Origin of the sequence: Paenibacillus terrigena DSM 21567, from assembly GCF_000374845.1 — a bacterium.
Taxonomy (GTDB): domain Bacteria; phylum Bacillota; class Bacilli; order Paenibacillales; family Paenibacillaceae; genus Paenibacillus_K; species Paenibacillus_K terrigena.
In genome coordinates this window covers 600,862-627,165 of the sequence record NZ_KB895413.1, presented here as the reverse complement: position 1 = coordinate 627,165, position 26,304 = coordinate 600,862, and the positions used below count along the sequence as shown (strand labels likewise).

General features: G+C 39.6%; 37 protein-coding genes. 10 read left to right on the top strand and 27 right to left on the bottom strand.

Features of this window, described 5'->3' with window-relative positions; genetic code table 11:
- Nucleotides 1-20: 20 nt before the first annotated feature.
- The 4 genes from C558_RS0107160 to C558_RS0107145 form a co-directional block, all read right to left on the bottom strand.
- On the bottom strand, nt 21-932 hold the full coding sequence (locus tag C558_RS0107160) for a DUF4097 family beta strand repeat-containing protein (RefSeq protein WP_018755570.1): 912 nt from the start codon (nt 930-932) through the stop codon (nt 21-23).
- Entirely contained in the window at nt 929-1,471 is a 543-nt protein-coding gene (locus tag C558_RS0107155) for a DUF1700 domain-containing protein (RefSeq protein ID WP_169445316.1), read from the bottom strand. The genes C558_RS0107160 and C558_RS0107155 overlap by 4 nt, the downstream gene beginning before the upstream one ends.
- Nucleotides 1,472-1,481: 10 nt before the next feature.
- Nucleotides 1,482-1,811, bottom strand: coding sequence for a PadR family transcriptional regulator (locus C558_RS0107150; RefSeq protein WP_026263777.1), 330 nt, complete (start codon nt 1,809-1,811; stop codon nt 1,482-1,484).
- A 208-nt stretch (nt 1,812-2,019) separates the two neighbouring features.
- Complete coding sequence (locus tag C558_RS0107145) at nt 2,020-2,547, bottom strand: DUF309 domain-containing protein (RefSeq protein ID WP_245583741.1); 528 nt, start codon at nt 2,545-2,547, stop codon at nt 2,020-2,022.
- A 134-nt stretch (nt 2,548-2,681) separates the two neighbouring features.
- On the opposite strand from C558_RS0107145, the gene C558_RS0107140 reads away from it, so the two are divergent.
- The 3 genes from C558_RS0107140 to C558_RS0107130 all read left to right on the top strand — a co-directional run bounded on the left by C558_RS0107140 (nt 2,682) and on the right by C558_RS0107130 (nt 4,120).
- Entirely contained in the window at nt 2,682-3,110 is a 429-nt protein-coding gene (locus tag C558_RS0107140; RefSeq protein ID WP_018755566.1) for a hypothetical protein, read from the top strand.
- Between the two features lie 3 nt (nt 3,111-3,113).
- Nucleotides 3,114-3,392 (top strand): YxcD family protein, encoded by a 279-nt coding sequence (locus tag C558_RS0107135; protein WP_018755565.1) that lies wholly within the window; start codon nt 3,114-3,116, stop codon nt 3,390-3,392.
- A gap of 212 nt (nt 3,393-3,604) precedes the next feature.
- Nucleotides 3,605-4,120, top strand: coding sequence for an SRPBCC domain-containing protein (locus C558_RS0107130; protein WP_018755564.1), 516 nt, complete (start codon nt 3,605-3,607; stop codon nt 4,118-4,120).
- 127 nt (nt 4,121-4,247) lie between these two features.
- On the opposite strand, the gene C558_RS32435 is transcribed toward C558_RS0107130, so the two are convergent.
- The 5 genes from C558_RS32435 to C558_RS0107105 all read right to left on the bottom strand — a co-directional run bounded on the left by C558_RS32435 (nt 4,248) and on the right by C558_RS0107105 (nt 7,671).
- On the bottom strand, nt 4,248-4,988 hold the full coding sequence (locus C558_RS32435; RefSeq protein WP_018755563.1) for a class I SAM-dependent methyltransferase: 741 nt from the start codon (nt 4,986-4,988) through the stop codon (nt 4,248-4,250).
- A 25-nt stretch (nt 4,989-5,013) separates the two neighbouring features.
- The gene (locus C558_RS0107120; RefSeq protein WP_018755562.1) at nt 5,014-5,517 is read right to left on the bottom strand and encodes a DinB family protein; all 504 of its coding nucleotides are present in this window, start codon (nt 5,515-5,517) and stop codon (nt 5,014-5,016) included.
- 365 nt (nt 5,518-5,882) lie between these two features.
- On the bottom strand, nt 5,883-6,428 hold the full coding sequence (locus C558_RS0107115; protein ID WP_018755561.1) for a hypothetical protein: 546 nt from the start codon (nt 6,426-6,428) through the stop codon (nt 5,883-5,885).
- Nucleotides 6,429-6,477: 49 nt separating this feature from the next.
- On the bottom strand, nt 6,478-7,014 hold the full coding sequence (locus C558_RS0107110; RefSeq protein WP_018755560.1) for a GNAT family N-acetyltransferase: 537 nt from the start codon (nt 7,012-7,014) through the stop codon (nt 6,478-6,480).
- Nucleotides 7,015-7,254: 240 nt separating this feature from the next.
- Nucleotides 7,255-7,671, bottom strand: a complete 417-nt coding sequence (locus C558_RS0107105; RefSeq protein ID WP_156826012.1) for a hypothetical protein — start codon at nt 7,669-7,671, stop codon at nt 7,255-7,257.
- A 10-nt stretch (nt 7,672-7,681) separates the two neighbouring features.
- Between C558_RS0107105 and C558_RS34445 the strand changes: the two genes are divergently transcribed.
- Nucleotides 7,682-7,888, top strand: coding sequence for a hypothetical protein (locus tag C558_RS34445; protein WP_156826011.1), 207 nt, complete (start codon nt 7,682-7,684; stop codon nt 7,886-7,888).
- Nucleotides 7,889-7,921: 33 nt separating this feature from the next.
- Here C558_RS34445 and C558_RS34440 read toward each other — a convergent pair whose 3' ends face one another.
- From C558_RS34440 to C558_RS0107085, 4 genes are all read right to left on the bottom strand, one after another.
- Entirely contained in the window at nt 7,922-8,101 is a 180-nt protein-coding gene (locus C558_RS34440; protein WP_156826010.1) for a hypothetical protein, read from the bottom strand.
- Between the two features lie 488 nt (nt 8,102-8,589).
- The gene (locus C558_RS32430; protein ID WP_245583740.1) at nt 8,590-9,318 is read right to left on the bottom strand and encodes a DUF5071 domain-containing protein; all 729 of its coding nucleotides are present in this window, start codon (nt 9,316-9,318) and stop codon (nt 8,590-8,592) included.
- A gap of 230 nt (nt 9,319-9,548) precedes the next feature.
- Entirely contained in the window at nt 9,549-10,070 is a 522-nt protein-coding gene (locus C558_RS0107090; RefSeq protein ID WP_018755556.1) for a GNAT family N-acetyltransferase, read from the bottom strand.
- A gap of 298 nt (nt 10,071-10,368) precedes the next feature.
- A complete protein-coding gene (locus C558_RS0107085; RefSeq protein ID WP_040674580.1) occupies nt 10,369-11,196 on the bottom strand; it encodes a helix-turn-helix domain-containing protein in 828 nt (275 codons plus the stop codon).
- A 187-nt stretch (nt 11,197-11,383) separates the two neighbouring features.
- Between C558_RS0107085 and C558_RS0107080 the strand changes: the two genes are divergently transcribed.
- Together C558_RS0107080 and C558_RS0107075 are read left to right on the top strand one after the other, a co-directional pair.
- A complete protein-coding gene (locus tag C558_RS0107080; RefSeq protein WP_018755554.1) occupies nt 11,384-12,115 on the top strand; it encodes a phytanoyl-CoA dioxygenase family protein in 732 nt (243 codons plus the stop codon).
- A 119-nt stretch (nt 12,116-12,234) separates the two neighbouring features.
- Entirely contained in the window at nt 12,235-12,417 is a 183-nt protein-coding gene (locus C558_RS0107075; protein WP_018755553.1) for a hypothetical protein, read from the top strand.
- A gap of 290 nt (nt 12,418-12,707) precedes the next feature.
- Here the strand turns inward: C558_RS0107075 and C558_RS0107070 are convergent, their stop codons facing one another.
- The 5 genes from C558_RS0107070 to C558_RS0107050 all read right to left on the bottom strand — a co-directional run bounded on the left by C558_RS0107070 (nt 12,708) and on the right by C558_RS0107050 (nt 15,877).
- Entirely contained in the window at nt 12,708-13,466 is a 759-nt protein-coding gene (locus C558_RS0107070; RefSeq protein WP_018755552.1) for a helix-turn-helix domain-containing protein, read from the bottom strand.
- Nucleotides 13,467-13,658: 192 nt separating this feature from the next.
- On the bottom strand, nt 13,659-14,288 hold the full coding sequence (locus C558_RS0107065; protein WP_018755551.1) for a Type 1 glutamine amidotransferase-like domain-containing protein: 630 nt from the start codon (nt 14,286-14,288) through the stop codon (nt 13,659-13,661).
- A gap of 78 nt (nt 14,289-14,366) precedes the next feature.
- Nucleotides 14,367-14,762, bottom strand: coding sequence for a phosphotransferase (locus C558_RS35180; RefSeq protein WP_018755550.1), 396 nt, complete (start codon nt 14,760-14,762; stop codon nt 14,367-14,369).
- Nucleotides 14,759-15,241, bottom strand: coding sequence for a phosphotransferase enzyme family protein (locus tag C558_RS0107055; RefSeq protein ID WP_018755549.1), 483 nt, complete (start codon nt 15,239-15,241; stop codon nt 14,759-14,761). Before C558_RS0107055 ends, C558_RS35180 begins: the two co-directional genes overlap by 4 nt.
- 165 nt (nt 15,242-15,406) lie before the next feature.
- The gene (locus C558_RS0107050) at nt 15,407-15,877 is read right to left on the bottom strand and encodes a GNAT family N-acetyltransferase (protein WP_026263774.1); all 471 of its coding nucleotides are present in this window, start codon (nt 15,875-15,877) and stop codon (nt 15,407-15,409) included.
- 635 nt (nt 15,878-16,512) lie between these two features.
- Here C558_RS0107050 and C558_RS0107040 point away from each other — a divergent pair.
- On the top strand, nt 16,513-17,013 hold the full coding sequence (locus C558_RS0107040; RefSeq protein WP_018755546.1) for a L,D-transpeptidase: 501 nt from the start codon (nt 16,513-16,515) through the stop codon (nt 17,011-17,013).
- Between the two features lie 20 nt (nt 17,014-17,033).
- On the top strand, nt 17,034-17,390 hold the full coding sequence (locus tag C558_RS34435; protein ID WP_211220740.1) for a hypothetical protein: 357 nt from the start codon (nt 17,034-17,036) through the stop codon (nt 17,388-17,390).
- Between the two features lie 10 nt (nt 17,391-17,400).
- Here C558_RS34435 and C558_RS0107030 read toward each other — a convergent pair whose 3' ends face one another.
- The 8 genes from C558_RS0107030 to C558_RS0106995 all read right to left on the bottom strand — a co-directional run bounded on the left by C558_RS0107030 (nt 17,401) and on the right by C558_RS0106995 (nt 23,609).
- Nucleotides 17,401-18,183 carry an alpha/beta hydrolase gene (locus C558_RS0107030; RefSeq protein ID WP_018755544.1) on the bottom strand — a complete coding sequence of 261 codons (783 nt, stop codon included), beginning with the start codon at nt 18,181-18,183 and terminating at the stop codon, nt 17,401-17,403.
- A 193-nt stretch (nt 18,184-18,376) separates the two neighbouring features.
- Entirely contained in the window at nt 18,377-19,075 is a 699-nt protein-coding gene (locus C558_RS35090; RefSeq protein ID WP_018755543.1) for a CD3324 family protein, read from the bottom strand.
- Nucleotides 19,076-19,086: 11 nt separating this feature from the next.
- Nucleotides 19,087-19,794 carry a hypothetical protein gene (locus C558_RS0107020; protein ID WP_018755542.1) on the bottom strand — a complete coding sequence of 236 codons (708 nt, stop codon included), beginning with the start codon at nt 19,792-19,794 and terminating at the stop codon, nt 19,087-19,089.
- Between the two features lie 220 nt (nt 19,795-20,014).
- The gene (locus tag C558_RS0107015) at nt 20,015-21,658 is read right to left on the bottom strand and encodes a S8 family serine peptidase (protein WP_018755541.1); all 1,644 of its coding nucleotides are present in this window, start codon (nt 21,656-21,658) and stop codon (nt 20,015-20,017) included.
- A gap of 105 nt (nt 21,659-21,763) precedes the next feature.
- Nucleotides 21,764-22,123 carry an HAD family hydrolase gene (locus C558_RS32425; protein ID WP_018755540.1) on the bottom strand — a complete coding sequence of 120 codons (360 nt, stop codon included), beginning with the start codon at nt 22,121-22,123 and terminating at the stop codon, nt 21,764-21,766.
- Nucleotides 22,124-22,152: 29 nt separating this feature from the next.
- Nucleotides 22,153-22,647, bottom strand: a complete 495-nt coding sequence (locus C558_RS0107005; RefSeq protein ID WP_018755539.1) for a hypothetical protein — start codon at nt 22,645-22,647, stop codon at nt 22,153-22,155.
- Nucleotides 22,648-22,877: 230 nt separating this feature from the next.
- Nucleotides 22,878-23,006, bottom strand: coding sequence for a hypothetical protein (locus tag C558_RS34940; RefSeq protein ID WP_018755538.1), 129 nt, complete (start codon nt 23,004-23,006; stop codon nt 22,878-22,880).
- Between the two features lie 81 nt (nt 23,007-23,087).
- A complete protein-coding gene (locus C558_RS0106995) occupies nt 23,088-23,609 on the bottom strand; it encodes a P-loop nucleotide/nucleoside kinase family protein (RefSeq protein WP_018755537.1) in 522 nt (173 codons plus the stop codon).
- 278 nt (nt 23,610-23,887) lie between these two features.
- Between C558_RS0106995 and C558_RS0106990 the strand changes: the two genes are divergently transcribed.
- Nucleotides 23,888-24,103: a hypothetical protein gene (locus C558_RS0106990; protein WP_018755536.1), complete on the top strand. Its 216-nt coding sequence runs from the start codon at nt 23,888-23,890 to the stop codon at nt 24,101-24,103.
- A gap of 304 nt (nt 24,104-24,407) precedes the next feature.
- Here the strand turns inward: C558_RS0106990 and C558_RS0106985 are convergent, their stop codons facing one another.
- Nucleotides 24,408-25,076: an RCC1 domain-containing protein gene (locus C558_RS0106985; RefSeq protein WP_018755535.1), complete on the bottom strand. Its 669-nt coding sequence runs from the start codon at nt 25,074-25,076 to the stop codon at nt 24,408-24,410.
- A gap of 227 nt (nt 25,077-25,303) precedes the next feature.
- Here C558_RS0106985 and C558_RS0106980 point away from each other — a divergent pair, with 227 nt between their 5' ends.
- Nucleotides 25,304-25,909 (top strand): V-type ATP synthase subunit I domain-containing protein, encoded by a 606-nt coding sequence (locus C558_RS0106980; RefSeq protein ID WP_018755534.1) that lies wholly within the window; start codon nt 25,304-25,306, stop codon nt 25,907-25,909.
- The last annotated feature ends 395 nt before the right edge of the window (nt 25,910-26,304 follow it).

Here is a 26,304-nt window from a genome sequence, read left to right as displayed (position 1 = left end):
ACCGTGATGGCGTGCTTTTCTTACTTCTTATCAATTGTAATATTACCAGATGAAGTGCGTGCTTTCACCATATCTTTCGTCGTAAACGTCGTATCCGGTATTTCGATTTCTCCCGAATTCGTCTTCACATCATAGACCCCATCGAATGCTTGCGGAATGGTCAAATCTACATTCCCCGACGTCGATTCGAGACTCACTTCCGGTGTAATCTGCAATTGCGTTAATTCGATATTCCCCGATGTTGTACGAAGATTCGCCGTCCCCACATGGTCTTTTACGTCAATATTGCCCGAAGTAACAACTGCCACGATATCTCCAGAGAGCTGATCCAGACGAACTTCTCCCGATTTCGTCGTTAATTCGACCTGACCTTGTAATTCTTGCCCCTTGATGTTGCCCGATGCCGCTTCGAGCTTCACCTGTTCTGCATCCAGTTGCTTGACATACAAATCGCCTGATGTTGTCTTCATCTTTACCGACTTTGCTCGTGCACGTTCCACATCGATATTACTCGACGTGCTATTAAGCTCCATTTGATCTAGGACTTCACCTTGTGGAAGAGAAATCACAAGTTTCTGATCTGATGAGAATGAAAAATCAAAGACTTGAAATTGAAATCGTGAATCCCGCTCAAGATCCAGATTCAAGCTTGCACTTTGGATTTCAACTTTTTCAAGGGACGCAATATTCTCCGGGGGAAGCTTGCCAGAGAGTTCTACGTAGCCTGACTGATCAGGGCTCTCCCTAAATTCAACATCGATATCATAATCACTATTAAGTATGAAGTTCTTGAATTCCGCCGCCTTGAAATCCCATTTTTTCGTGTAAGCCACATCCTTCACAGTAGGGTCTTTGACCCCATAAACTAACAATCCTATGACACCTATGACAATGCAGCATGTCGCTATGAAATAAGTAAATTTGCGAATCATCGTCTCTCACTCCCCGTAACAGTATTCATATTCCACTGGATATAGCGCAGAGTTCCATGAATAATGCCTTTCCACATGTTCTTCACGCCAAACACCATAAATAAGCCAATACCAACCATAATGAGTGCCAAGAAAATTTTATACATCACAAACTGCCCATGAATGACGAAATCCGCAACGACGATCAGCGGCGCAGACAGACAAGCTACGAGAATTCCCGTGATCGCAACACCCAGAGAATAGAGCGCAGCTCCCATCGGAATCACGAGTAGAATATTCAGAAAGAATAATCCGATCGCCTTGCCCATCCTGCCCCCTGTCGATGATGGACCTGGCGGCGGAGAATATAATTGAGGATCCACATAGCGATCACCCAATATTTCGTAGGCAAGCTCGACAGGATGCCCTAACTCCTGAGCAATGGCTTCCTCCGACTTCCCGTTCTGACGCCCAAATTCGAAATGGGCCGCATACTCCTGTAACAGCTCATTGCGTTCATGTACCGGCATTAAGACGATATGTCTCTCAAGTAATGTCATAAACTCTGCTTTATTCAAGGGTCTCATCCTTCCCAATTAACTTCGTTACACTTCCAACAAATCTTCGCCATTCCGTAATCATTTCTTTCAAATAAATCTCACCCATCGGCGTAATCTGGTAATACTTACGCGGCGGTCCTTCCGTTGATTCTTGAAGATAGGTCGAACAATACCCATCATTGACGAGTCGCCTTAATAAAGGATAGAGCGCGCCCTCAGCCACCTCAATATGCTCCGATACTTGCTGCGCCAATTCGTAGCCGTACTTATCTTGTTTATGAATCAAGTAAAGGACACATAACTCCAATACGCCTTTTTTGAACTGTACTTGGACGTTCACTCGGTTCACCCGCTTCATTTATTGTATTAGGAATCCATTAATCAGTACTGAATATCATTCACTACCTAAGAAGAGTATATAGCACACTACTGAATAATGCAAGGTACTGAATTAAAAAAAAAGAGCTTATAAAAAGCTCTCGTTTTGCATTTATCTAGCAAGCTTCATGGAGGGAATATATATATGGATTGGAAATGATTATCCTAAGTTACGCATTGTTCGCATGTCTGGCTGCGAGCTGCCTCTTACGCTCTGCAATGACTTCAGATCGATCGCGAAGCTTATGCCGATGAATAAGCTCCACATTCGAAGTATCACTTGGTGCACACCATGTCAATCCTGCTTCTATGCATCGCTGCTCACAACGCGCAATTAATCGAACATCTACAAGGGGTATATTTAGATCAGTAAAGAGTGCTTCCTGCTGCTGCACAAGTGCTTCGTAACGTATTTGCAATGCTTGAATCCACGCTGTAGCATCGATTCCTAATTGACTTAACGGCTGTGGATCACTATGCTTAATTGCCGTATGGAGCATTTTCACTGCGCCTGCTCGATTCCCCCGTCGGTGATGGTAGCTTGATACCGCGACTTGAATCAGACCTAACCATGTCACTGTTAACGGATCCTGCGCGTCCTCTTTCCAATGCTCCTCCATAATCTCATGGCACTCAAAATAATCTCGTGTCCCGTGGAATTCCACTAAATAGTCAATATATGCTTCCGGGTACTTCACGATCGACTCCCCACTCTCGTCAATTAATAAGATTATTTTAATCGATTTATTGAAATAATTGAAACCATGTTCGTTTACGTCCGTATGTAATGTGAAGAATATCATACACAACCTACAAAGGGGAATCAGAAAGCATGCGTAAATTGGTATTAGTCATGATGGCTTTCTTACTCATGATGGTCGTCGTTACACCAAGTGTTATCGATGCCAAGCCACGTGGCGGGTTCAAATCGGGTACAAAATCGTACAACAACACGCCGTCAAGATCGCAGAACAATGTGAACAAATCGGACAGCGGTTCGAGATCTAAATCCGGAACGACTGCTACTACGGGTAAAAGAGGATTTTTCAGTGGCGGTAGCTTCTTAGGCGGATTGATGATGGGTGGACTTGCTGGTATGTTATTCGGAAGTATGTTAGGTTCCGGATTTATGGCAAATATGTTCGGCCTACTTATTAACGTCGCAGCAATCTTCATTATTTTTGCAATTGTACGCTCTCTGTTCACTTACTTCAAGAACCGTCGTAAAGTAGCAGATGGCGATCGCCATAGAAGGTACTAAGTTATGCGCTTATCGATGGATGAAATCGTTAATGCCATTTGTACTCACATGGCGGAACGCAAACAAGTTCGACCTACAGATGTACTCGTTGAATTGTGCTGGGATGAAGAGAACGGGTTTACCGCAGAAGTGACCATTCAGGGCCGTCTGCAATATCTCGTCGAAGCCAATATGCTTGAGGCCATCGAACGTTATATGTTTTCCGAATACAATCGCCGCGTCTATCGTGATCAGATCCATTTGGATGTCGAAGACGAGATGTGGGCCGATATACATGATTAGAGAAGAAGGCAGCCGAAATGGCTGCCTTTTTTTTGTCATGCTGCGAATCATCTTCTTTTGCATCCTGTGCCCTCATATATCGTTTAAATATTCCTTGACAGGAATATTCTCTATGATGTATATTCAATTCAACAAGACGATGTGCAACTCTTGCATTAGTTGCACAACAAGGAGAAATCATAAGTTCATTCAAATATTGAGGAGGATTTACAATGTCAAACAATTCAATGGTTTCGAGTGTAGAAAACGAACGGGTGCTGGTGCTGGAGCGCGTTTTCGACGCGCCGCGCGATCTCGTGTACGAGATGTTTAAAGACCCTGAGCATCTTAAGCGTTGGTGGGGACCAAGAGGCTGGGAGATTCCGGTTTGCAACGTCGATTTCCGACCGGGCGGCGTTTGGCACTACTGCATGAAGTGTGTCGATCAGAATCTAGGTCAATTTTACGGCATGGAATCTTGGGGCAAAGCCGTTTACAAAGACATTGTCGAGCCGAAGACGATCAACTACACAGATTACTTCTCGGATGCCGAATGTAATACGAACGAGAACATGCCATCGACCGAGGTCACGTTGGAATTCATCGATCTGGACGGCAAAACGAAGCTGGTCAACCGTGGTGAATATGTGTCCGCAGAGGCCCTCAAGACCGTTATGGACATGGGCATGCTGCAGGGCATCACCGAAACTTGGGATCGTCTGGAAGAGCGTCTGAACGAAGTAAAGTAAGGAAAAATAGGAACGGCCGCCTGGCTTTGAGAGCCGGCGGCTGTTTTGATTTTGGCGTTATGATTGAGATCCGAGATTAATCCTTTACCACTCACTCGTTGCCGCCCATTATTTTTCCAGAACATTCTTATAAATATTTGGGTTGACCTAACCACACTTCTGTATTGTACATGACTGTGATTTGACCATTTATTGCAATATCATTAAATCGTTGTTTATGTGCTTCTTGAAATGTTACAAACCAATCTTCGCTTACATTTGGCGATTCCATACCGGAGACAACTGCTCCCCAATATTCATCCCATGTCTCGTTATGTTTTTGTTCAAATAAAAATCTACTTGGCGTTGAAGCGCCATAAAAATATTCAACAGGCTCCTTATACCTCGTAGCAGTTATTCGTTTATTGTATTGTTCAATGTTACATACACGCATTGTATCTCGAATGAAATTATAGTCATCATGATATGAGAAAATAGCTAACATTCCATGTGGTTTAAGTATTCTTTTAAATTCTTTAATTGTGTCCTCCGGTTGAAATCTATGATATGCATTTGCCGCTACAATTAAGTCTATTGACTGGTCCAGAAGCTTTGTTTTCTCAGCCACTCCATCTATGTATTCAATATCCTGTCTTTCCCCAATTAACTCATGTGAAATTTTACGCATTTCAAATTCAGGCTCTATTGCAAATACCTTCCCTACATTGCCAACAAAATGCTGTGTCAGAAGTCCAGTTCCTGCACCAACATCTGCAACAACACCTTGACTTACTTTCGCTGTATCAATGACAAACTTACAGGCCTCAGTCGAATAAGGCAAGCGATACTTGGCATATTGTAAGGCTTTATCACGTGTCATTTGATTCATTGATTAGGCTCCTTTGAATACTTACTTAAATCCATCTTATAATTTCATTAATTTGTTTAATATGTCTTTGTTCATGCAAGTACACTGATCTAACCCATTCAATCAATAACATCTCTTTAAAGACTGGGTGTATAAAATGCCTTCTACTCAGCAGTGATGGGTCTTCTACTGTGTTTAATATGTCATATAACTTCACTCTTGAATTGTTTAATTTTTCAATGATTTCTTGATATTCTAAAATTTCATCAGTTGGTTTAGCAATCTCAGGAGCTTCTAACTTTATACTTCTATCAAGTAGAAATTCTAATGGTTTATTCTCTATGAATGAATCTTCCTTGCTCTTTAATCCTTTCTTTATTGCTACGACATATAATTCTTCTGTCTTAATCAAGTGATGACATATCTGACTAATACTCCAACTGTTTGAACCTTTCCGTTTGTTTAATTGATCTCCACTCAATCCATTCAGAATTCCTAGTAATTCGTCTCTTGTTTCTTTTAATTTTTGAATGATTTCTTGCAGTTCCATGAAAAACTCCCTTTCTTTAATTATTTGCGGATATTTCCTATAACGTTCTTGTATCTGTACCCGAGAGATTCACTCTCAGGATAGTCCTATATAAGCTTTATAGATACTATATACTCCGAATCCCAATAAAATGAGACTTGATATCATAATAATTAACTTCATAGTTCGATTACTAATCATTTGTCTAAACAATCCGACAATCGTACTTAATAATAACCACCATAATGCTGAGCCTAAGAATACACCTAAGACTATATTTACTGATGATTTGGATACAGGTCCTATCTCCATTCCTGCAAATGGAAAACCCGAGAATAATTCCTTTAATTAAAGGTGACATTTCATTTTCTCCTGTTTGAAAATTATTAGGTCTTTGCGTTGTCCGACGGACTTTGTTCTTCTATTTTCATAAAGATTCTTGAGTAAACCTCTTCTATGTTTTCGTCGGTTTTTTCATCATTATACAAACTTAATCCCCAGCCCTTTAATGTATCGTCTTCGTTTGATTTATAGACACCGACAGCATAGCTAACACCTGGAGACCAATCCCAAATCTCTCCATATTCAATATCCTTTTCAGTAAAAGGTATATGACTTGTAGTTGAAATAAAAAAGATTGGTATTCGTGAATTTGAATAGATGTCTGCATATTGTCTTTCTGCTGCTTGGTAAAGATTTTCTCTCATAACAAAAACAGCATCATACGCTTCTAAGGCTCCTTTATCCAAATCATCAAAAGAAATTTCTTTGAAGTTAACTTGCTCTTCTACTACTTGCGGAGACTCTCCAATAACTGCTATATTTAAAGACTTTCCTTCGTATATATCAAATCTAGTACTCGTGCAAGCTGATAGGCCAAACAATATAATTAATAACAAAATAATTATATATTGCTTTCTTTTATTTGCCATATAGCCCCTCCTAGTATTAATTCTCCGTAATAATCGAATCTACTTCTAACTACTCATATTCGCTTCTTAGAATACTCATACATATGCTGTCCCAGTATTTACCTTTCTTGTATATCTTCTTTCTATATCTTCCTTCTTCTTTAAAGCCACATTTTAGATAACATTTATAGGCTCTTTCGTTGTACTCGTATACTTCAAGCTCTATTCTATTTAAATTTAGTTCCTCGAAGGCAAACTTCTGTAGTACTCGAATTGCTTCACTGCCATAGCCTTTGCCTAAATATTCTTTTCTTCCTATGACAACAGCCAAAAGAGCAAATCGATTCTTCCAGTCAATCTTATATAAATCAATTTGACCGATGTATTCCAAAGAGTCTTTGACTGCTATGATAAAACTCTTGCTACTTGACTTTCCTTCAACCATCGTTCTAAAGAAGAACTCTGTCTCATACTTGGAATGAGGATATAAGAAATTATCTGATAAAGTGTTGGTTATTTCTGGATCATTAACCCATTGTCTTATATGATCTAAATCTGAATCTCGGTATTCTCTAAGAACCCTTCTGTTTCCAAATATATACGGCATAAGTAATCATCCTTTCGAGGTTTTACCTGTTTTCGTCGGTTTCACATAACCTTCTTGTATCTACGAACCCTCACTGCCTTAAGGGAGTGATAGCGACCGACCACGACACGGTTAGGTAGTGCAGGGTTGTCTGTTTGATTCCTCTCCTCCGAATTATCCTCTGGCAGACCAAGGAGCGTTAGCTACGCGGCGTAAATACGGTGTTAGACGAAGTTGATGGCATTTCGAATGCCCTCACAATTATTTTATTTCAATACTGTTAATACCGGTCTGCGTATTAGGTAGATATTTTATTCTATACTTTTTACCGATTTCTAGTTGAGAATCAAATAAAAAAGAAATCTTTACTCCACTCAATACTACATATTCATTTAGATCTTTTGATTTATGGTTTAAATCTTGGACATATCCTTCAACAACAATATACTGACCTGTAACCAACCGAAAACTATCTTTCAAAAAAGGAATTGAAGTCCATACTAGAAATAGCACTACAATAACACAAAAAAATCTACCTAGAAGAATAGTAATCGACTGTGTTCTAACTGATACTTCTCTTCTCCACTTCAAGTTCTCAATCTTAAATATTGAAGTAATAAAAAAAGTAATCACAAAAACGTAAAGAACTATAGTAAGAGGCATTGATAAGTAATACATAACATTCAAAATGGGGCATTCATTCCTCTCAAATATTTCTCCATCAATTGCGTATAACGTTATTATATCTACGAACCCGAGTGGCTTAAGGCGCATCGCGCCGGGTCTGACGGACTTAGCCTCACAGGGTTGTTCGCCGATTCTGCTTCCTAGCTTACCGCTTCTTGCGAACCAAGGGCGAAGCCGCAGCGTAGATACGCTGTTACGCGGTACCTAGCTCCTTCGAATCAACCAATTAGTTATCACTTTATTATTCCTTTTTACCGTAAATAATTTCGAGAGACTTATAATCATCTTTACTAAAACACATATCAGGAACATTATCTAACCAAGAAACCATTATTTCATTAAATTCTTTCCTTTCTATCACATCATTGGAATTACTATTATTAATTCCAATCCGTCTCCATTTTACAAGATCACTTGTCATTTCAACATCAACTACAATTATCGTACAAGACAAATCACAGTCATCTGGACACATCAGAATAGGTATTTATCTTCATTAGTTGGTTTGAGTAAAAACAATGTTGAACGAGATCAACTTCTTCTTCCAGATCTATCCATTCAATTAATGTCGGAACTAATCCTAACAGTAATTCATCAGGATATAACTCATGGAGGAGCATATTCAAAGGTACACCATCAATTATTATGGTAGGATGTTTTTCTTTTACATACTGGCTATTCAAATTCTCAACGGTCAGTTTGTTAATGGCTACTTCCTCCTTCGAGTTACTAATATTGGTTTCTAGGTAATGCGTATAACGTTCTTGTATCTACGACCCGAAAGGCTTAAAGGAGCGACAGCGACTGGGCGGCTTCGCCACTTTGCCTTGCAGGGTTGTCTGCTGATTCCTCTTCCTCGAAAAATCCTCGGCAGACCAAGGAGAATAGCGACGCAGTGTAGATATGGTGTTATGCGAAGTATGACACTTCCTCGACAAAACTATCAATATCATCCAAATACACTCTCAGATAGGATGTCTTATTGCAAAAAGAAAATTGTTCTGCATTGCGCTCATAAAAATCTTTAGATAAATTTGGTTTGAAAATAAGATCACAAAATTCACGATTAAGATTTTCGCAATCTACATTTGGATACTGTTCAATAAGTACGTGAAGTTCTAGTTCCGTATTGTTTTTCTTCTCTTCTAATTTCGCTAATATTTCTTGTTTTGATAGTATCCTGTGATTCAATAATAATCTCGATGCTTCGATATCATTATCTCTTCTTTGTGAAATCAGAATTAATTCTTCTTTTAATTGAGTTATATATTCTGTAGACCATTCATTAATTATTTGAGAAAATATCCATCCTATCCAAATATCATCGTCTGAATGTTGTTGCAAAACATCTCTTATAAAAGGAATTAGTGGACTGCCAATTGTTTTTAAAAAGTCTGCAATTACCATGGCACCTGGCCAGTTCAAATCTTGTATCCATTCAAGTAATCCTGGAAGTATAGTCTGTACCCTTGGATAGCCTAAGCTAACGATTACTTCTGCAGCTCCATCCCAATGTCCTTGAGTTAAAGGCTGTACTAAAAAATGAAGATCTTTATCATTAATCTTTTTTAGTTGTATCTTAGCATTTGATTTTTCTTCATCCGGAGCATCCCAAGAGAGCTTTTCTATTAATTGCATTATTTCATTCAAGATAATCGCTTCTTTCTATTTGTCATATTTCGCATAACGTTTCTTTATTCACGAACCCGAGAGGCTTAAGGCGACGGAGTCGCCGGGTGGCTCCGCCACTTTGCCTCGCAGGATCGTCCGCCTGGATCCGCTTCCTCGATATTCCTCGGGCGGACCAAGGAGCCGTAAGGCTCCGCAGCGTGAAAGCAGTGTTAGATGAAGTTAATGCCCTCTTAAAGTTACCCCAAAAATGCTTTTGGATATTTAAGCTCACCTTTAATTTTGCTTAACTCATTACTTTTAAGTTCACAAACCATAAATACATCATCCGATACCTCGAATTGCGTTAATTCAAGTCCAAACTGTCTTGCCTGTTTAAATTCGAATTTAGGATAATAAGTTGGATGCCCTATCAGCATTACAATAAAATACCCCATATCCTTACATCGGTTAAATGCTTCCAATATTAATTGCTTTCCAATCCCTTGATTTTGATGACCAGGTTTAACAGCAATGGGGGCTAACACAATGACTTCATGAACCATATCAGTATCAAATACTTCAGCCTTACTCAGCAAAATATGACCTATAATTTCATTGTTAATTTCAGCGACTATCGATAGGTTTGGAATAAAATATTCTGATAATCTAATTCGATCAACTAATTTTGCTTCATCTTCACGATTACCAAATGCCTGAAAATTAACATCCCAAACTTGACTGTAATCTTCTTTTCTTTCGGTTCGAATAACTATGGACATAGTAGAACTCCTTTGGTTTATGGTTTTGCGAATTTGTAATTCATTAATTGCGTCTAACGTCTAAATCACGAACTTCGTAAATAATCCCATAGTAGAGTATTCGTGAAATTATTTAGCTATCCTGCCCATTCGTATTATGAGAACGCCATGCTCACGCATAGAAATTCTCAACTTCTCAGGAATTCCTCCCAACAACCGCAGGAAGGGTTATTTGCTACTCATTTTTCAGTATAGCACCTTCGATTATGTCCATTATGTTTTAAAAATTAACAAGCTATTTGCTAACCTGCTATTGACCTTAGTGCACAAAATCCTTTCGATATGCACTTGGTGTACAACTGTATCGTTGCTTGAATGCCCTTTCAAAGTGAGGCACTGTGTTAAAGCCAGATGCATGGCAAATCTCGGTTACTGTTAGGTGGGTAGAACGAAGAAGTGAGCAGGCAAATTGGAGTCTTAGCTTCTGTAGATAAATCTGGTATGAAATGCCGGTTTGCTGATGGAAGCATTCACTAAAATAGTTGACGGAAAGGCCTGAATGAGCCGCTACTTCACGCAAAGTTAGCTGTTCTCTGAAGTGGTGGTGCATATAAACAAGCGCCCTTCGAATTGAAGGATGCATTGGCATGGAGTCGTTGCGTAATATGTCGCCTGTATTGGAGCGTGTGCTGCACGCGCGGCTAAGGTCAATGATCATTCGCTCTAATGCACCTTGAATGACTAATTCTGATCCGAAGTCCGTCTGAGCCGATTCCTCCCAAATTCTATTGCACTCCCTCTCAATTTGACTTGAAATCTCATCAGGAAAAATATGCATATACTGCGTTTCCGCACGAAAGATCATTTCCAGCACCTCGTAACGAATAAATCGCTCTTCAAAAATAAGATCATATAAACAGATCGTTTCACCGAAATCCGGGATTATTTTGTGAAAATCAGCAGGTGTGAGAAGGAACATCATGCCTCGCTGTAAAGGCATCTTCTCACCATTTAATAAATGCATGCCTGTACCGGAAACGACGAAAGCAATTTCGAAAAACTCATGCCAATGTGTATCGATATCTCGGGTAATTGTATGCTGAAATATTCGAAACGGGGATGAGACCGTCAAATAGTTCTCATTCATCAATCGTTCCGGGGTAAGATTCGAATTCAAGATGACTGCTCCTTTCCTGATTTGATTCTTACTTTATCAGAACATCTGAAGATATGCATACTTTTACCGATGCTAAGTGTAGTCCTAATGACAGTTGAATCGTTATGATAGGCCTATGATAAACATCACTGACAATGTCAGAAAGGATATGATACCCATGGTAAAGCTTACACAAGAAGAAGTGAAATATTACGAGGAAGATGGTTATCTGCTGTACAAGAAACAATTATTTAAACCTGAACAAATGCAAGAATTATCGAACATTTTCGAGGAACAATGGGCAGCGGTAGGCAAGAAACTGAACAGTGAGCTCGATACGCCGCATTTTCGTGACGAGAGACTTCTGAAGTTTCTGCTTCATGATGACGTGCTGGACTTAGTAGAGCCGTTAATCGGTCCGAATATTGGATTGTGGTCAAGCCACTTCATTGCTAAGGAGCCTTTTGTAGGCAAGCAAACACCTTGGCATGAGGATTCAGCTTATTGGAACGGCAGATTGGACAGATTCGATAACATCGTTACCGTTTGGCTTGCGATTGACCGAAGCAATAAAGAAAACGGATGTATGCGAGTCATCCCTGGGACTCACAAAGGCGGTTTTTCAGAATACGAAAAGGTGAGCGAGGATAGTAATATTTTTAGTACCCAGATTAAAAATATCGACGATTCCAAATCAGTATACTTCGAGCTTGAACCGGGCGAATGTTCGCTACACGACTCGCGTATTATACATGGCGCCGCAGCAAATACAAGTCCGTATCGTCGGTGCGGTTATACAATGAGATATTTTTCTACGGAAGCGAAAGTCATTCCCGACAAAAATCCAAACTTCAAGATCTGGCTTGCACGCGGTAAGAACATTGCTGGTAGCAAGTTTGTAAACGAATAAAACATCTTTCTCACCCTTTCCCTATGCAGTCGTCCAAATACATCTATACGTCCCTGAATAAGTTCAGCGAAAATCTCCATAATAGGGAAGTAAACCCACTACCGAATGGAGGATCCGACATGCTCGATAATCTAGAGAGCCATTACAACTGCGCGAACGCAGGCGATGACCTGCATCAGCTCAAGCAAGAGCTCGCAGATCTTCGTGGACGGGGTACAGAAGATGCCGAATCGCAGGAAATGATCAACCGACTCGAGAATCAGATTTCTTTCATCATGAACAAGTGCGACATTAATCATTGATTGCGTACGCGTTCGAGTGCGAAAAGCACCATCCTCACCGCGAGACGGCAGAGATGGTGCTTTCCAATATCATCTGATATACATGATGCTTCTCATTGAATGCCTTCAGCTTGCAATGATCCTAACACTTCATATGGAGAATCTTTTTGACATGTATTTAGAAAAAAATTTTGATCTCGAAGAATTCTGTCCGTTAAAGCAATAGGCTGCCGAACCATGCCGACAGCCCAATGCTAATTAAGTATTTAATTATCATGTATAAGGTAAAGCGACACCGATGAACACTAATTTTACGAAAAACTAAAAGAAAACGAATCAGGCTTACTTACAACCCGATGTACGATTGAAAACAAGCGTGTTGCAATATCACCTTTAACATTAAGTCTATACCCACCTCGGACTCTATCCACAAAACCGAGTTCAATACAATCTATGATTACTTTGTCAAAATTCATGTCCGTGGGTAGTCGTGAGCGAAGTATCGAATCTTCAATTGGAGTGAAGTCTGGCTGTAAGTTTTCATTATTAAGCAACAGCTCATATAGAACTGTAATTATACTCGCAGGTAAAATATTCATTGGAAATTCTACTGATTCATGCATTGATTCAGTAGCTTCGTTTAAAAAAAGTGAAGTAGCAATACAAACTAATCTATCTTTTGCCCACAGACCCAATCCAGTTGGACCTAGTTGGATTTGAGTTAGTGCGGGGTGTGATGCAGGCGTCATTTCATTGTGAGATGCTGCATCAATCAGCTCGCCCATAAAATTTATTTTCTGTTCTTGGGTCATCTTCCGAAGTTCCACTCTTATCTGAGGCAACATGGCTTGCAAATTGCTAGGTCTTCCGAGCAAATAGTCTGTTGTGCAATCAAAAACGTCTGCCAACTTCGTTATAAGAGAAATGTCGGGCAAGGAGTCACTTTTTTCCCATTTGGAAACCGCTTGGGCAGAAATATTAAGTATCAGCCCTAATTGTTCTTGTGTGATACTTTTGCTGCGACGAAGCTGACTGATTCTTTCACCAAGATTATTAGCATCTTCTAGCATGGCTTAGAACACCTCCATCAATGTATACGTTGATTATATCGTAACTGAATTTCTATGGTATTGAGGTGTATTTTACAACTAAACCAGTGGTTGAATTTCTGTATCAACGGTAGAATCAAATAACATATCCGCGGCGATTTGCTCCTTGTTTTGATAATTAACTATCGTGTCCCGTCTTCCTGTTCCCTACACTCATTCGATAATAATGACTTCTCCATCCCTCAAAGCTTTAAAAAGGATTTTATGATCGATCATATATTCAACTGCTTTATCCATATCTTCAGATTCTTTATGGTCCGACTTATAATGTGGGGCAATAGCATAATTCAAAATATTTAATCCTTCCCAAATGGTTTGATGTTGTTCTCCGTACGGCTTCTGATTGGGGTCATCTACTAGGTGAATTCCCCTTAGTGTTGGTCCTAGGATACATATACCTGCACTGTATCCCCCATAGACAATATTTTTACTGTCTCTATGATATTTCTTAATAATCTCATCAAAACCACTCAATTTCATGGCTTGTGCCAGAACGAATGTATTGCCGCCTCTAACCCATATAACATCGTAATGTTCGAGTTTTTCTTCCAGTTCTTTTGAGTTATTAAAATACTGTTTTAAGTCTAAAATATCTACATTAAAACCCAATCTCTCAAGATCAGAAATGTTCATTGCATCACTTTTATTCCTTCTTTCCAAATCAGTAGCAAAGTCTAGTGCATTGTGTATAAAAGCAACATGATTATTTCCACTTTCTGTCATTTCTTTCAATCTTAATTCTTCAGTTCCAAAATTAAATGATGATGATAAAAAAAATTTCATTTTAATCCTCCTTGAGTCATTATGTATGAAATGTTGTCGTTTTAATCTCGTATTCCCTCGTTGAGCGTCAGCTCATTATCATAACAACGAAAACCCTAAAAATGATGACTCCTTGATTAGGGATAATCGCATTTCATCAAGATACTTTAGCTGTTGCTCTGTCAATTGGCTCTTATCCGAGTAAAGTGAGTGATACGTATATGAGAATAGATGCCTATAGTCAATAAAATAATCAATTTGTGAAATGAACTCAGTGACTGAATTGCCGCGAGAATATCCGCTCATAAAAGAGTTGAAAAAGGATTTGATGAACTCCTGCCTATCTGGTCGCATCTGTTCGGCTTGTGCAACATGGTAGATCGCAACGGCTATATCATAAGCGAACCAATGGTACTCACTATCACCAAAATCAATAAGTGTTAACTCGTTGCCACTAAGAATAAAATTGTGATGATGGAGATCACCATGGATCAATCCAAAATTATCTTGGGTTGCGCTGCTTCATAAAACAGATTGTTTTGAAACCAATGAGGACGCTCGTTTTTTGCTCTATAACTTTTTGCAAGTGAGTGAACCCTTCCCATGGTCTCTCCCCATTTTTCAAATAGCTTTTTATTCCAAACTTTGTTGTCTTGAGGACCAACGTGCACACCGTTAACCTTTTCAAATATGACAAAATAAAAATCGTCTGATATGTGATGAATGTATTTATCTGCGTATAGGCGTAATGGCTTTACCACATTAAGTCCATGTGCATGTATATACTCTAACCATTCAATTTCAGATAAAAGACTCGTAACGGCAGTAACAGATCTGTCCAGAATTTTGACTACAATATCTACACCTATATTAACCTCGAAAACATTACTGTTGTATCCTCCAAGGAGTTTAGCATCTGATGACTGACAACCGAGTTGGGCAAAAACTTGGTTCTTTATAGTATCCGATATCATAAAACCTACTCCTTTATACATCCACGTCAACTAAATTATACCAGTTTTAGTGATATTTTCTCCACCTCATCAGGGATATTGTTGAACTTCTCTGCCGCGAGTTGAATCATCATAACATGACGAGAGCCTACTAAAGCTGAACCAAATATACCAGATAGTTCATAATCACAATGACTTTTGCATACGAATTCCTACTACATATTCGTCTGATTGTCTCCGATCCCAGAATAGTTCAACTGGGTTAAAACCTTGTTTTTTATAGAAAATTAGACCACGTGTGTTAGTATTTTGACATATCAACTGTAAAGTATCTACTTTAAACGCTTCCTTTGCAATTGTTGATAATGCTTGAAGAAGAAATTCAGAGACTCCTATTCCCCGATATTCCGACGATACAATTACATTACCCAGGGAGCATGTATTCTCTTGAATGTCATAGAGACATGCAAAACCAACGACATTATCATTATGTAATACGACGGTTGGCTTTAATCTGCTTCCGATTGTTTCGATAATCTGATCCGGTGTTAATGGAAACACCGCTCTTGGGAACGAAAATATCATTTCCTCCTCGGTTTGAGGAAAGGAACAGATACTGGATAGATCACAGGTTTTCAGTTCACGCAAAGTATACATCGAATCACCCCATATTTAATCCAAATTGGTTATTTAATACCTTCTGGATACGAATTTCACTATCGTATGTAATCCACCCACCAATAACGGCTATCTGATCGATAAAGAGAGTGGTTAATCTTTGGTTAGGGAATTTTTTTATTTATTTCCTTATTCATAAATAAAGATTGTTAGTCAATTATTAAACAGGACTTTAAGCCAGCAATGCTGATTATAAAAAACTTAAGATAAGGTGAACAGAATGACAATTGAAAAGAAAAAAATTGGATATTATATAGTTGATTTAGTAGTAATGCTTCTAATTTTTTATCTTATTTGCACCAATATTAGGAGTCTTGGTATAGGTTTAATAATTTCTGTTGTTGTTTATAATTTTGTTACAAGACCTTTGGTGGATAAGGCTTTTAAGCTGAGTTATAAAGTTTAAAATTTCACAAAAGGTGACCTTTGATGTTTTCTAGGGTCACCTTTTATTTGTTCTTATTGTTAAATCTATGACCCAGCAATTAAGAGCCAATGATTTAATTATAATGTTCGCTCGACGCATTCGTTATTATTTACGGGGACATACAATAATTGATCGTTGACCTCATAGAATGAATGGTGCATAACACCATTCGGAGAGGTGAACTTGGTTGAAGAAGTTGTTCGTTACCGGTATTCTTTTTACCTTGCTGTGGATCATCTTTTTTCCTGCGTCTAGTCATGCGGAAGCCGCCAAGCTGAACAGCAAGTATGCGGAATACACCCAATTCATAGTCATTGATAAGTCGACGAACAAGTTGACGTACTTCGAAAAGGGGAAAGCCATCAAATCCTTCTCTGTAGCAACAGGCAAGAAGTCATCGTACACGCCTGAAGGACTCTTCCCAATTCAAGAGAAAATCAAAAACAGGCCTTACTACAAAGATAAAATCAAAGGCGGTGATCCGAAGAATCCCCTCGGAGACCGCTGGCTAGGCTTGGAAGTGAAGAAAAACGGGCACACGTCGTATGCGTATGGCATCCATGGCAACAACAATGAATCCTCCATTGGCAAATATGTATCCGCAGGCTGTATCCGGATGCATAACAAAGATATCCGTTGGCTGTACGATAAGATCAAAGTCAATACGCTGGTTCTCATTCAGAAATAATACACTGCATAAATAAAGAGATGACCTCTGAAATCGACGGGGGTCATCATTTTTTATGCCATCCTTCACTTATTGCTCTTCACCCACTTGAATCCTACCTTGATTTCGAGATGGTTGAAAATGGTCTAACCGAATCTCTCATCTGTAACAAGACCCCTTTCGAGGGGTCAATTTTCATTTCCAGAAGCATGTACGAAGTACTTTCGGCGGAACTCTTTGATCAGATCGAGGACTATTTCCTTCTGCTGAGGGATGAGATGGAGGATGAATGTAGCAACAATATCTTCGGTCCAGAGATCATTATTACGTTAACTTCAACAAAGCAAGAAGGAGCTGCCTCCAAGCAAGCCCCCTATCTCTCGTGTTCTGTAAGTTAAGTAATATGGACTAAACAAATCCTATCGTTTTCAAAAAATCATCAATTTTAAGAGTGGTATCATAATATGACTTATTTGGGTGGCTTCCATAGTTGGGGATACCATGCTCCATGCCTTCATATGTAACAAACGTCATGTCATTACCTTCATTTATCATGAGATTAACGAAGTTTTTATTTTGCTCATATAGTTCATCGGCTGTTCCGCATAGCCATAAGGTTGTAGGTAAGCACTTTTTAATATTGTGAAGAGGTGACAGGTCCATTGCCTTTTCAAGCAGTTCCGGGTAACGTCTCCTCATGATATCAACACCATCCATTCCAGCACCGAAAACGACTAACGCATTTGGAATATAGTTTGTACTTTGATTATCACTGTCATCGTTTACATTCTCAAACATAATTGAGGACACAGCAATGTATCCACCCGCAGATGAACCACACACAACGATTTTATTGGGGTCTACTCCCAAGTCATCGGAATTCCCCCTCAACCACCGAACAGCGGATTTAACGTCACAAATTGCTTGAACTGGAGAAAAACCTTCATCATGACCTGTCCTATAGTCAACACAGATTGAAACTATACCCTTTGAAGAGAAATACTTTGCTTGATGTTGAAAATCTGCTGGCGTTCGTGGCCCCTTTCCAAAACTACCACCAACGAAGAATAAAATAGCTGTTCTGTCCTTTTTGCGGGATTCAGGCTCTAATATATAGAATTTTAATTTACGTTCCCCTATTTCTTTATAGGGTATTTCATTCACAGGATAATCAAATTTGACAACTCGCACAACCAACTCCCCCTTTTGATAAATGCTTTAATAATTATACTATAATATTCCAATTCACATCCAGTAGGATAGGAACCTACAAGTACTCAAGGTTGTTGAAGATAACTGCCCGTTCGTTCAACAAAAGCAACCGATCGTGCCGACCGGCTGCCGTCGTGACTTTATAGTGGAATTACTATCTCTATTATCAAAATCATACATTATTAACAAAAAAGAATATGGTTCCGTAGTATTTCATAAACCTTCTATAATCGTCATTTCCTTTCATAACGATTATGGTCGGGTAAGCATTTACTTTACGTTGTTTTAATACGTTTAATAACTTCTTCTGAACGATGCAATGAAATTTGCCTTCTTCGTACTGAACAAGAAGCGGTGGCGGAGCGGCTGCATGGTCATCATCTTCAGCTTCATGGTTTTCCTCGGTCTCTATTTCATCACGCTGAATGAGACGCAGTGGAAACTTTACGACTCCGATATATAGATGATCTTCCTTCACGAAATCATGTAGAATGGGAATAACTTTTCGGGTTAGCAGCAGATAGCATTGAATCCATTCTTCCAACATCCCGTCATTCGCATACTGTACAGCTGACTCCAAAGTCGGGGCATATGATAAATGTCTATTGTTCTTCTTCGAATAGATGATTTTTTTTACGGAATCCAAGGATAAAAAGTATTCGTCCGCAAGTTCCGAAACCGTAACGCCATGAGCATACTTATTGCGAATCATGAGGTTGCGTTTCTGGAGTTGATCTCGGTAACCGGACGTCTCACCCCAAGCCTTTTTTTCTTCACCAGTAGGAATATAAAGAAGTTTGCCTGCCGCGTATTTCTGGATTTCTTTCAATAGCTCCTCTGGTATCACATCGCCAGCATTTTCATATTTCATATCATCACCATCTATAAGGCGTATAGTCGATCTTTCAATTCACTGATCGATTTCATGATGGACATGCAGGATTCCGTGTCATCAATCGATGCATGCCAACGCAAGGTATCGATCCCTTTATAATAAGCCATACATAAGTATCTTTCTTTAAAATCCGGTATGACGATATCCCTTTTCTTACAATACTCAGCTAACAGTTCTGGTATGTTCAAGTAAGGCTTATTTAAGTCCATAATGGCAAAATCCAATAGGAAATCGCAAATGCCGGATCTACTCCAGTCAGGGAAACCGACAATCGTCTTCCCATCGGTAATCATATTCTCGAAAAACGTATTATTATAAACCAAATAACGATTTCCTTCACAATAACGCGTTCTACCCTCCATTTCCTTAAAGTATTTCTCAAAGAAATCACGTTCTAACACCGTTGTTTCGAACATTTCCCTCCAATTAAACCAATACCCCTCATGATCATCTGCAAATGTATCGATCAAAAATTCCCTGCAGGTCCTATATTCTGTTTTACAATCATCATTAAATTCACCATAGCCTTCAACTCCCGCTATATCTGATGAACTGATCTCAAGAATCTTGTCAAAAAACAATTCGTAGCTATCTGCAAACTGTTGTAGGCTTAAATGATCTGCAACAAATCCATTAGGTGTCATACTTACCTTTTCAGAGAGCATCGCTTTAATGATATTATCTTTACCCATCATTTGATCGTCCCTTCCATTTTCACATTGTAATAACATCAGCTGCGCATCTGATATGAAAATATCATAACATTGGGAAATTGCTGGGTTATAGGCAATGAATACCTTTACTTAACTTTACATATATGACGGCACAGGGGCTTGAAGCAAAAAACAAAAGCCCGCTTGGAGCTGTTCCACCGAACTTGGCCCATTCTAATCCAAAATTAAACTATCCTACCAGTTAGCTTATTAAATTGCTTTTTTGCCACTCTATCCACTTTTGAGCAATACCGAGTCTTGTCTCGGTACTTCTTTCCGAATACCAGCACTGACCTTCTCGCCACTCAGGCTCCGAGTCGAAATTCATACCGGTAATCTGTTCAAGCGTATTGCATCGTTGACCAAAGATAGAGACTCTTTGATTTAACGCATCATTCTTCAACCCTGAAATGAGAGGTTTTACAAAGAAAGGATTTTTCACTCTCGCTGCAAGATTCATTGAAAAATATTGGATATTTAAATCAACATCAGAAAAAAGACAAGCAAGATCCTCAATCAATTCTTCCCACAAGTCCGGACACCTGCTGAATGCATGTAGAGCTCCCATTCGCACATATCTGTTGTTATCTTTAAATAATTGTCGTAAGTCATCATTTGTTACAAACTCAGGGTTGTAAGACAAAAGAATAATTGACGCAGCACGAATTTTATATGAAGAGTGTTGTAGTAATGTGTGAGCATGATGAGACATTTCCAACGGAAGAGTCTCGGAAAAATAAGATAATAACGCTGTAAGAGCTTCCTCATCATCCTGACTCATTACTGCGGATAACCGTTCTGTATCCTCTCTTCTTTTCCAGCTCTTCCATAGTAAATATGGCGTGGTAGCGGGCAGTAATTCATTTTCGAACGAAAAGCTCACTGCAGCAGAAACATCTACTAGCCCGGACCGCAGCTCGTTCCATACATGTGGAGAAATTCTACTGCACCTAAGGAGGGCTAGTTTTACTTGAAACGCGGACCATGACGGCTTAGCCTCCCAGATACATGCAGCGGCACCCAGTATGATCGGGCCTGAGAAAGATGTTCCTTCCGTTCTCGCATAATCAGCAGGTAAGCCATCGTAAGGAGCTGTGAAATGATTCAGCCGTTCTTCTTCTGACTGAAAAGGCGTTGGCAAAACAACGTTTTCCGCAGGAGCAAGGATCTCTGGCACCCATTTATTCTCAAAAGTATTTCCTCTGCACCCATGATAAGCTTGTGCATGATGAAAATCTGCATCAATTGGAACAATGACACCACCAACAGACAGTACAGAGGGAGATGCTGACGGACCATTACAGGTTAACTCTTTCGTATTTCCGGATGATGAAACAACCAATAGCCCATCGTCAACTAATTCCTCGCATAAAATACGAACAGGGTCTGCTTGCCAAGGTAGTAATCCTGTATCTCGTGTTGCTGCGACTGTCAATACAACACCACGGATTTTATATGTACGCCAATTTTCTCTTAGCCATTCCAGAGCCATGCCAACCTTTTCTTCAACTTCATCAGGAGTATAGAATGGACCTGTCTCCAGCAAGTAGAGATTAGCCGCTGGTGCTGCACCCGAATAATAACCATTGGAAAGTTGCCCGGATCCGGCTGCGGCGGCAGAGCCCGAAAGCCCGTGCAATCCTTTATTCCAAGGTCCTTCATTTGATAGCATTAAAACAGGCTGTGTAAGAGGGTCTGAAATTTTTACAATGTATGTATCACGTTGCTGATTTGACGATATATCTGGATGATTTGCAAACCTACTATCTATAACCGCAATATTAACATTCTTTCCAGTAAGGTTTTCCGGGATATTCAGAAACGTTCTAATTGAAGCCCACGCCATACAATCATTCCCTTCTCAAGATACCATATCCTTCGCTTATCAACATATCTGCCCAATAGCATAATACAATAAGGAGCAGCTGCCGCGGCATCCTGCTCCTTGTTTCTATTTAGGATCGTATATCCCATTTGTAACGATCCCAAGCTTATATCGCTTTCGTAGTTCAGTGAATAAACTTATTAACATCTCATCTATTAATTCCGTTTTGGGAGAAACATCAAAATGTGAAAAAGCAGACCTCCATCTTGCCCTTGTAAATTCTCTTGTTGTTAATTCTCCTTCTTTAAACATGTCCAATAAAGACTGTGGGACATGTAACATATGCTCAATGAATTTATTCTTTTCCAGTGTAACTGAGAGAGGATGCAATCCTAGAGTCTGAATAATACCATTTTCAAACCAAGAAGAATGAAGTAGAGTATCGTCTAAATCAAATAAGAGCAAACTATACTTTCTTGATTCCAACGGTATCCCTCCGATATAAAAGATGTATCTTAATTATTTTTGAACCTCAATTTAACCCTCCATATTATTATTAAGATTGCTGCTACGATTAAAAATGAAAATATCAGAAAATATTTATTTCCCCATTCGGGATTGGTTAATTGGTTTAGGGCTTCAATATCTTTGCTTGCCTCAGTAATCAGTTTATTACCACTGCAAAGACTGGTTAATTCTTTGCCTTTATGATTATATGTAAAAATTAAATATTTTTTTCCGACATCAAATTCAGTCCCACACACCCCATAGAAGCCACTGTGCACATAACCATCTTCAAGGTTTCCCTTCCAGACCTTATCTACACTAAAAATATTTCCGCCTTCTTTATCTTTACTGACTAAAGTTCCAGTCAACACGACGCTAGATTGCTTGTATCTTTCTTGGACGCTGGGTTCGCCGCAACTACATGCGAAAACCTTGTTAGGGCTGAGTACACTAACACTAACGATCATACATATAAACAAAACAATCGGTAACACTTTTTTCATGTATCTGACACCCCACAATTCGTCGGTATGATCATGGTTACAGATGGATAATTGAAAATATAGTTGCGTTAACATCCGAGTAAATGGCAAACAGAAATTGATCTCCCACATTGGTTGTAAGGACATAGAACGAATGGTCCGGTTTTATTTTTTTGTTAACGTACTCTGACCATTAACTAAGAAAGGCATCCAACACAAAATGCCGGCTGCCTCCAGAATTCTTATTGAATTTATGTATCCCCATTAGCAGAGCTAGAATGTCTTTTTTTATTCTCGCTTTTTATATTCAATGTACTCGGACTAAAGCCTTGGATACGTTTATTAGCTTCATACAGTTGCCATAACTCACTTAAAATCATAAATAATACCTCCCATATGAGCTATTAAATCTAGTTTTACTTCTTATGAAAGTTTTTAATCTATTAAACTAGCGTTCTCCGTTAGTATAAACAACTAAATTTTCTACGCTCCCGACCCAACTGTTCACATAACGTCGTCAAGCTATCGGCCACAGTTTGATGAGCTGTGTCGATGACGATGTGATCTCGGTCCCAAGCATCGTACTGTCGGTTCATGACCTTCTCCCACGTGGGTAGATCAAGGCCGGGAATATCGGCTACACGTGTTTCGATGCGATGCCTGTGTTCACGATCGTCAGAGCAGACCACTTCGATTTCCACAAACGGAGTTTCAATAGATTCCGCTACGTTGCGCCAAGCTTGGCGCGTTACTTGGATGGGATTGACTGTATCTGCTATCACATCGAGGCCCAACTGGAGGTTCTGCGATGCAATCGCATAACACACGATGTAACCCGCAGGTCCATCGACCCACGTTCCAGCATCCCGCATAGCCTGCTCGACGACATCAACCCGGAGATACGCGGCCTGTAACTCTCTAGCCAAAGCTGACGATAACGTGGACTTCCCGGTGCCTGGCAACCCGCTAAATATATATAGCATTAAACTCGTCTCCTTCACAAAACTGTCCGTTAGCGAAACGCAGCTCCGATCTAAGCCGGCAGCCAAGTTTTCGTTATTTTTTAAGCTATAGTCCCCCCGTTAGGATAACGTAAGATTCCGCGTCCGTGAGGATGGGGAAAAGGAAATCATTTACAAAGTAGCGTTTGGTAGCATATGATTTTAATATGGGCCCAACGGGAATTGCATCGGATTCCAGCCTACGTCTATTGGGGCCGATTACGTCGGCAATGAAATCAAGCTGAAGGAGATAAATAAAAATGAAGAATAGATTCGAATTTACTGCGGTCGTCTTAATAGGCAATGGCGAGTTAACAGACGACTTTACCATCGATCTTGCCAAAATGGTTGACCGTTTGACCGCACAGATGGAGATCGCCAAGATAGCGCTTCACACCATTGCGGAGAGTTCAGAGCAAGGTAACGAGGCATCCAAGACCATTGCCACAGAAGCTCTAGAAGCGATTGTTGAATAGGTATGTTTTTGTCACAGTTCGGCAATGTATAAATATTAAACTATCAATTTAACCTTGATTCGCTAATTGAGTATTGGATTCTTGATGAATCATTTCTACCACCGCATCGTTAGGACAACTAGAGCTTCCGGAAACATAACGCAGAAAGCAACCGTATTCTGGCCGGCTGCCTTCATGTCTTAATTGAACGATCGTTCCTCGTTAACGCAACGAAGCTATCGAACGATCTGCGGCAGCTTCGTGGTGTTGTTTATTGAGCTCTCATCTCCTAAGTTGTTGTGTATTTTTTCATTAATATTGAATACTAATTTCCGGGTAATCGGATGCCGCGCCAGCCGCTTACATCGCATTGGCCATATTCATTATCACCCACAGCAACCACCGTACCGTCCGATTTAAGGCTGATGGTATGATTACTACCCACCGCTATCGCCATAATACTGCGCCAGCTGCTTACATCGCATTGGCCATGTTTATTCAAACCCACAGCCGTTACCGTACCGTCTGATTTAAGACCGATTGTGTGAAGATAACCCGCCGCGACTTCCACAATATCATGCCAGCTGCTTACATTGCATTCACCTTCATTATTTCGGCCCACTGCTACCACCGTGCCATCCGATTTAAGCCCAATGGTACGACGCCAACCCGCCGCAACCGCTACAATATCGCGCCAGTCGTTTACATCGCATTGGTCATACTTATTCCAACCCACAGCCGTCACAGTACTGTCAGATTTAAGACCAATTGTATGAGCATTCCCCGTGTTCGTCGCCATATGAACATTACCAGCCGCGACCGCCACAATATCGCGCCAGCCGCTTACATCACATTGGCCATATTTATTATCACCCACAGCCGTCACCGTTCCGTCCGATTTAAGCCCAACGGTATGACGACGACCCGCCGTTATGGTATCTTTAGGCCACCGTTTCACCTTTAACATCGCTTCTTTCGGTGAAGTGTAATCCATGTTTTACCTCCTTGAAAACATGACCTATTTTTTTATATATACGTTTCATCGTGGTCAACTGCACTGCGAGAGTTGTACGTTCCATACTATAATAAGTGAATTACTTTTATTCATAATAACCCCTCCACTTCTAGGTCATAACCTAAGTTAGAAAATATAGTCAAAAAAGGTAAATTATGATTTTATAAGAGTACATAAAAAATTTGGATTATAGGAGTCTGCTTAATATGAGTGATTTAGTAAAATTACCGAAGGCTGCTGTCTTTGGAGCTGCAAATGGCGTAATGTTCATGACTTTTTTTGGAATGCTTTGGGCTTCCATTGGTATTATTGGTTCACATGAACTTGGAGCTCCATGGTTACTTGTTCTTTCGGGTATTGTGACATTAACCTTACTGATCGGAGCCATTTCGCTATTTGGTAAAGCTCGTAACATGAACAATGCTGTTACACCGAACGAGAGGGAACATTGGAAAAAAATAAATCGAAAATTTGGTTTGATCTTTGGTCTAGAAGGTCTTGCGATCTTTATTGCAAGTATAATTTGTAACATAACCAATCATTTTGAAGTCTTTTTCCCTATCATGGCTATCATTGTTGGTATTCATTTTTTTCCTTTAGCTCAATTGTTTCGAGAAAATTTTTATTATGGTACAGGTGTAGTGCTCTGTATTCTAGGCATCATCACTTTCTTTTTACCAATGAACGCCACTCTTGGCAATGTATCTCTGATTGCGACGTCTACTTTTATCGGTTTTGGGTCTGCTTTGACGCTATGGGTGACAGGTTTGAGAATCTGGATAACCATACTCAAACAATTGAAACAAATATAAAAAAGAGCGATGGGTGAACTGTACCTCCAATTGTTAGATACACATAACAATTAGAGGTGCTGTTTTTTTATTATGACCAAGTATTCTTAAGAAGCCAAATTAAAAGCTATTGCGTGCGAGGATACTAGTTCATATAAAGAAATTACCTCCCCCTTCATCAATTCGATCAAACTTTAAAGCGTAAATTACACGTTAGTTTAGCACCTAATATTCTAATAAAGATAACGGTTTGGAAAGTTACTCTTTATGGATTACAGAGGAGGCGAACTATAAAATGAGCACTAAAACCAACCCCAAAAAAAACAAACCAAAGCATAGCCCATCACGATCAAACGACCCGAACGATCAAGGAAGATCTAGAATACAAAATAATTCGAAGTAAAGCTGCAAAAAAA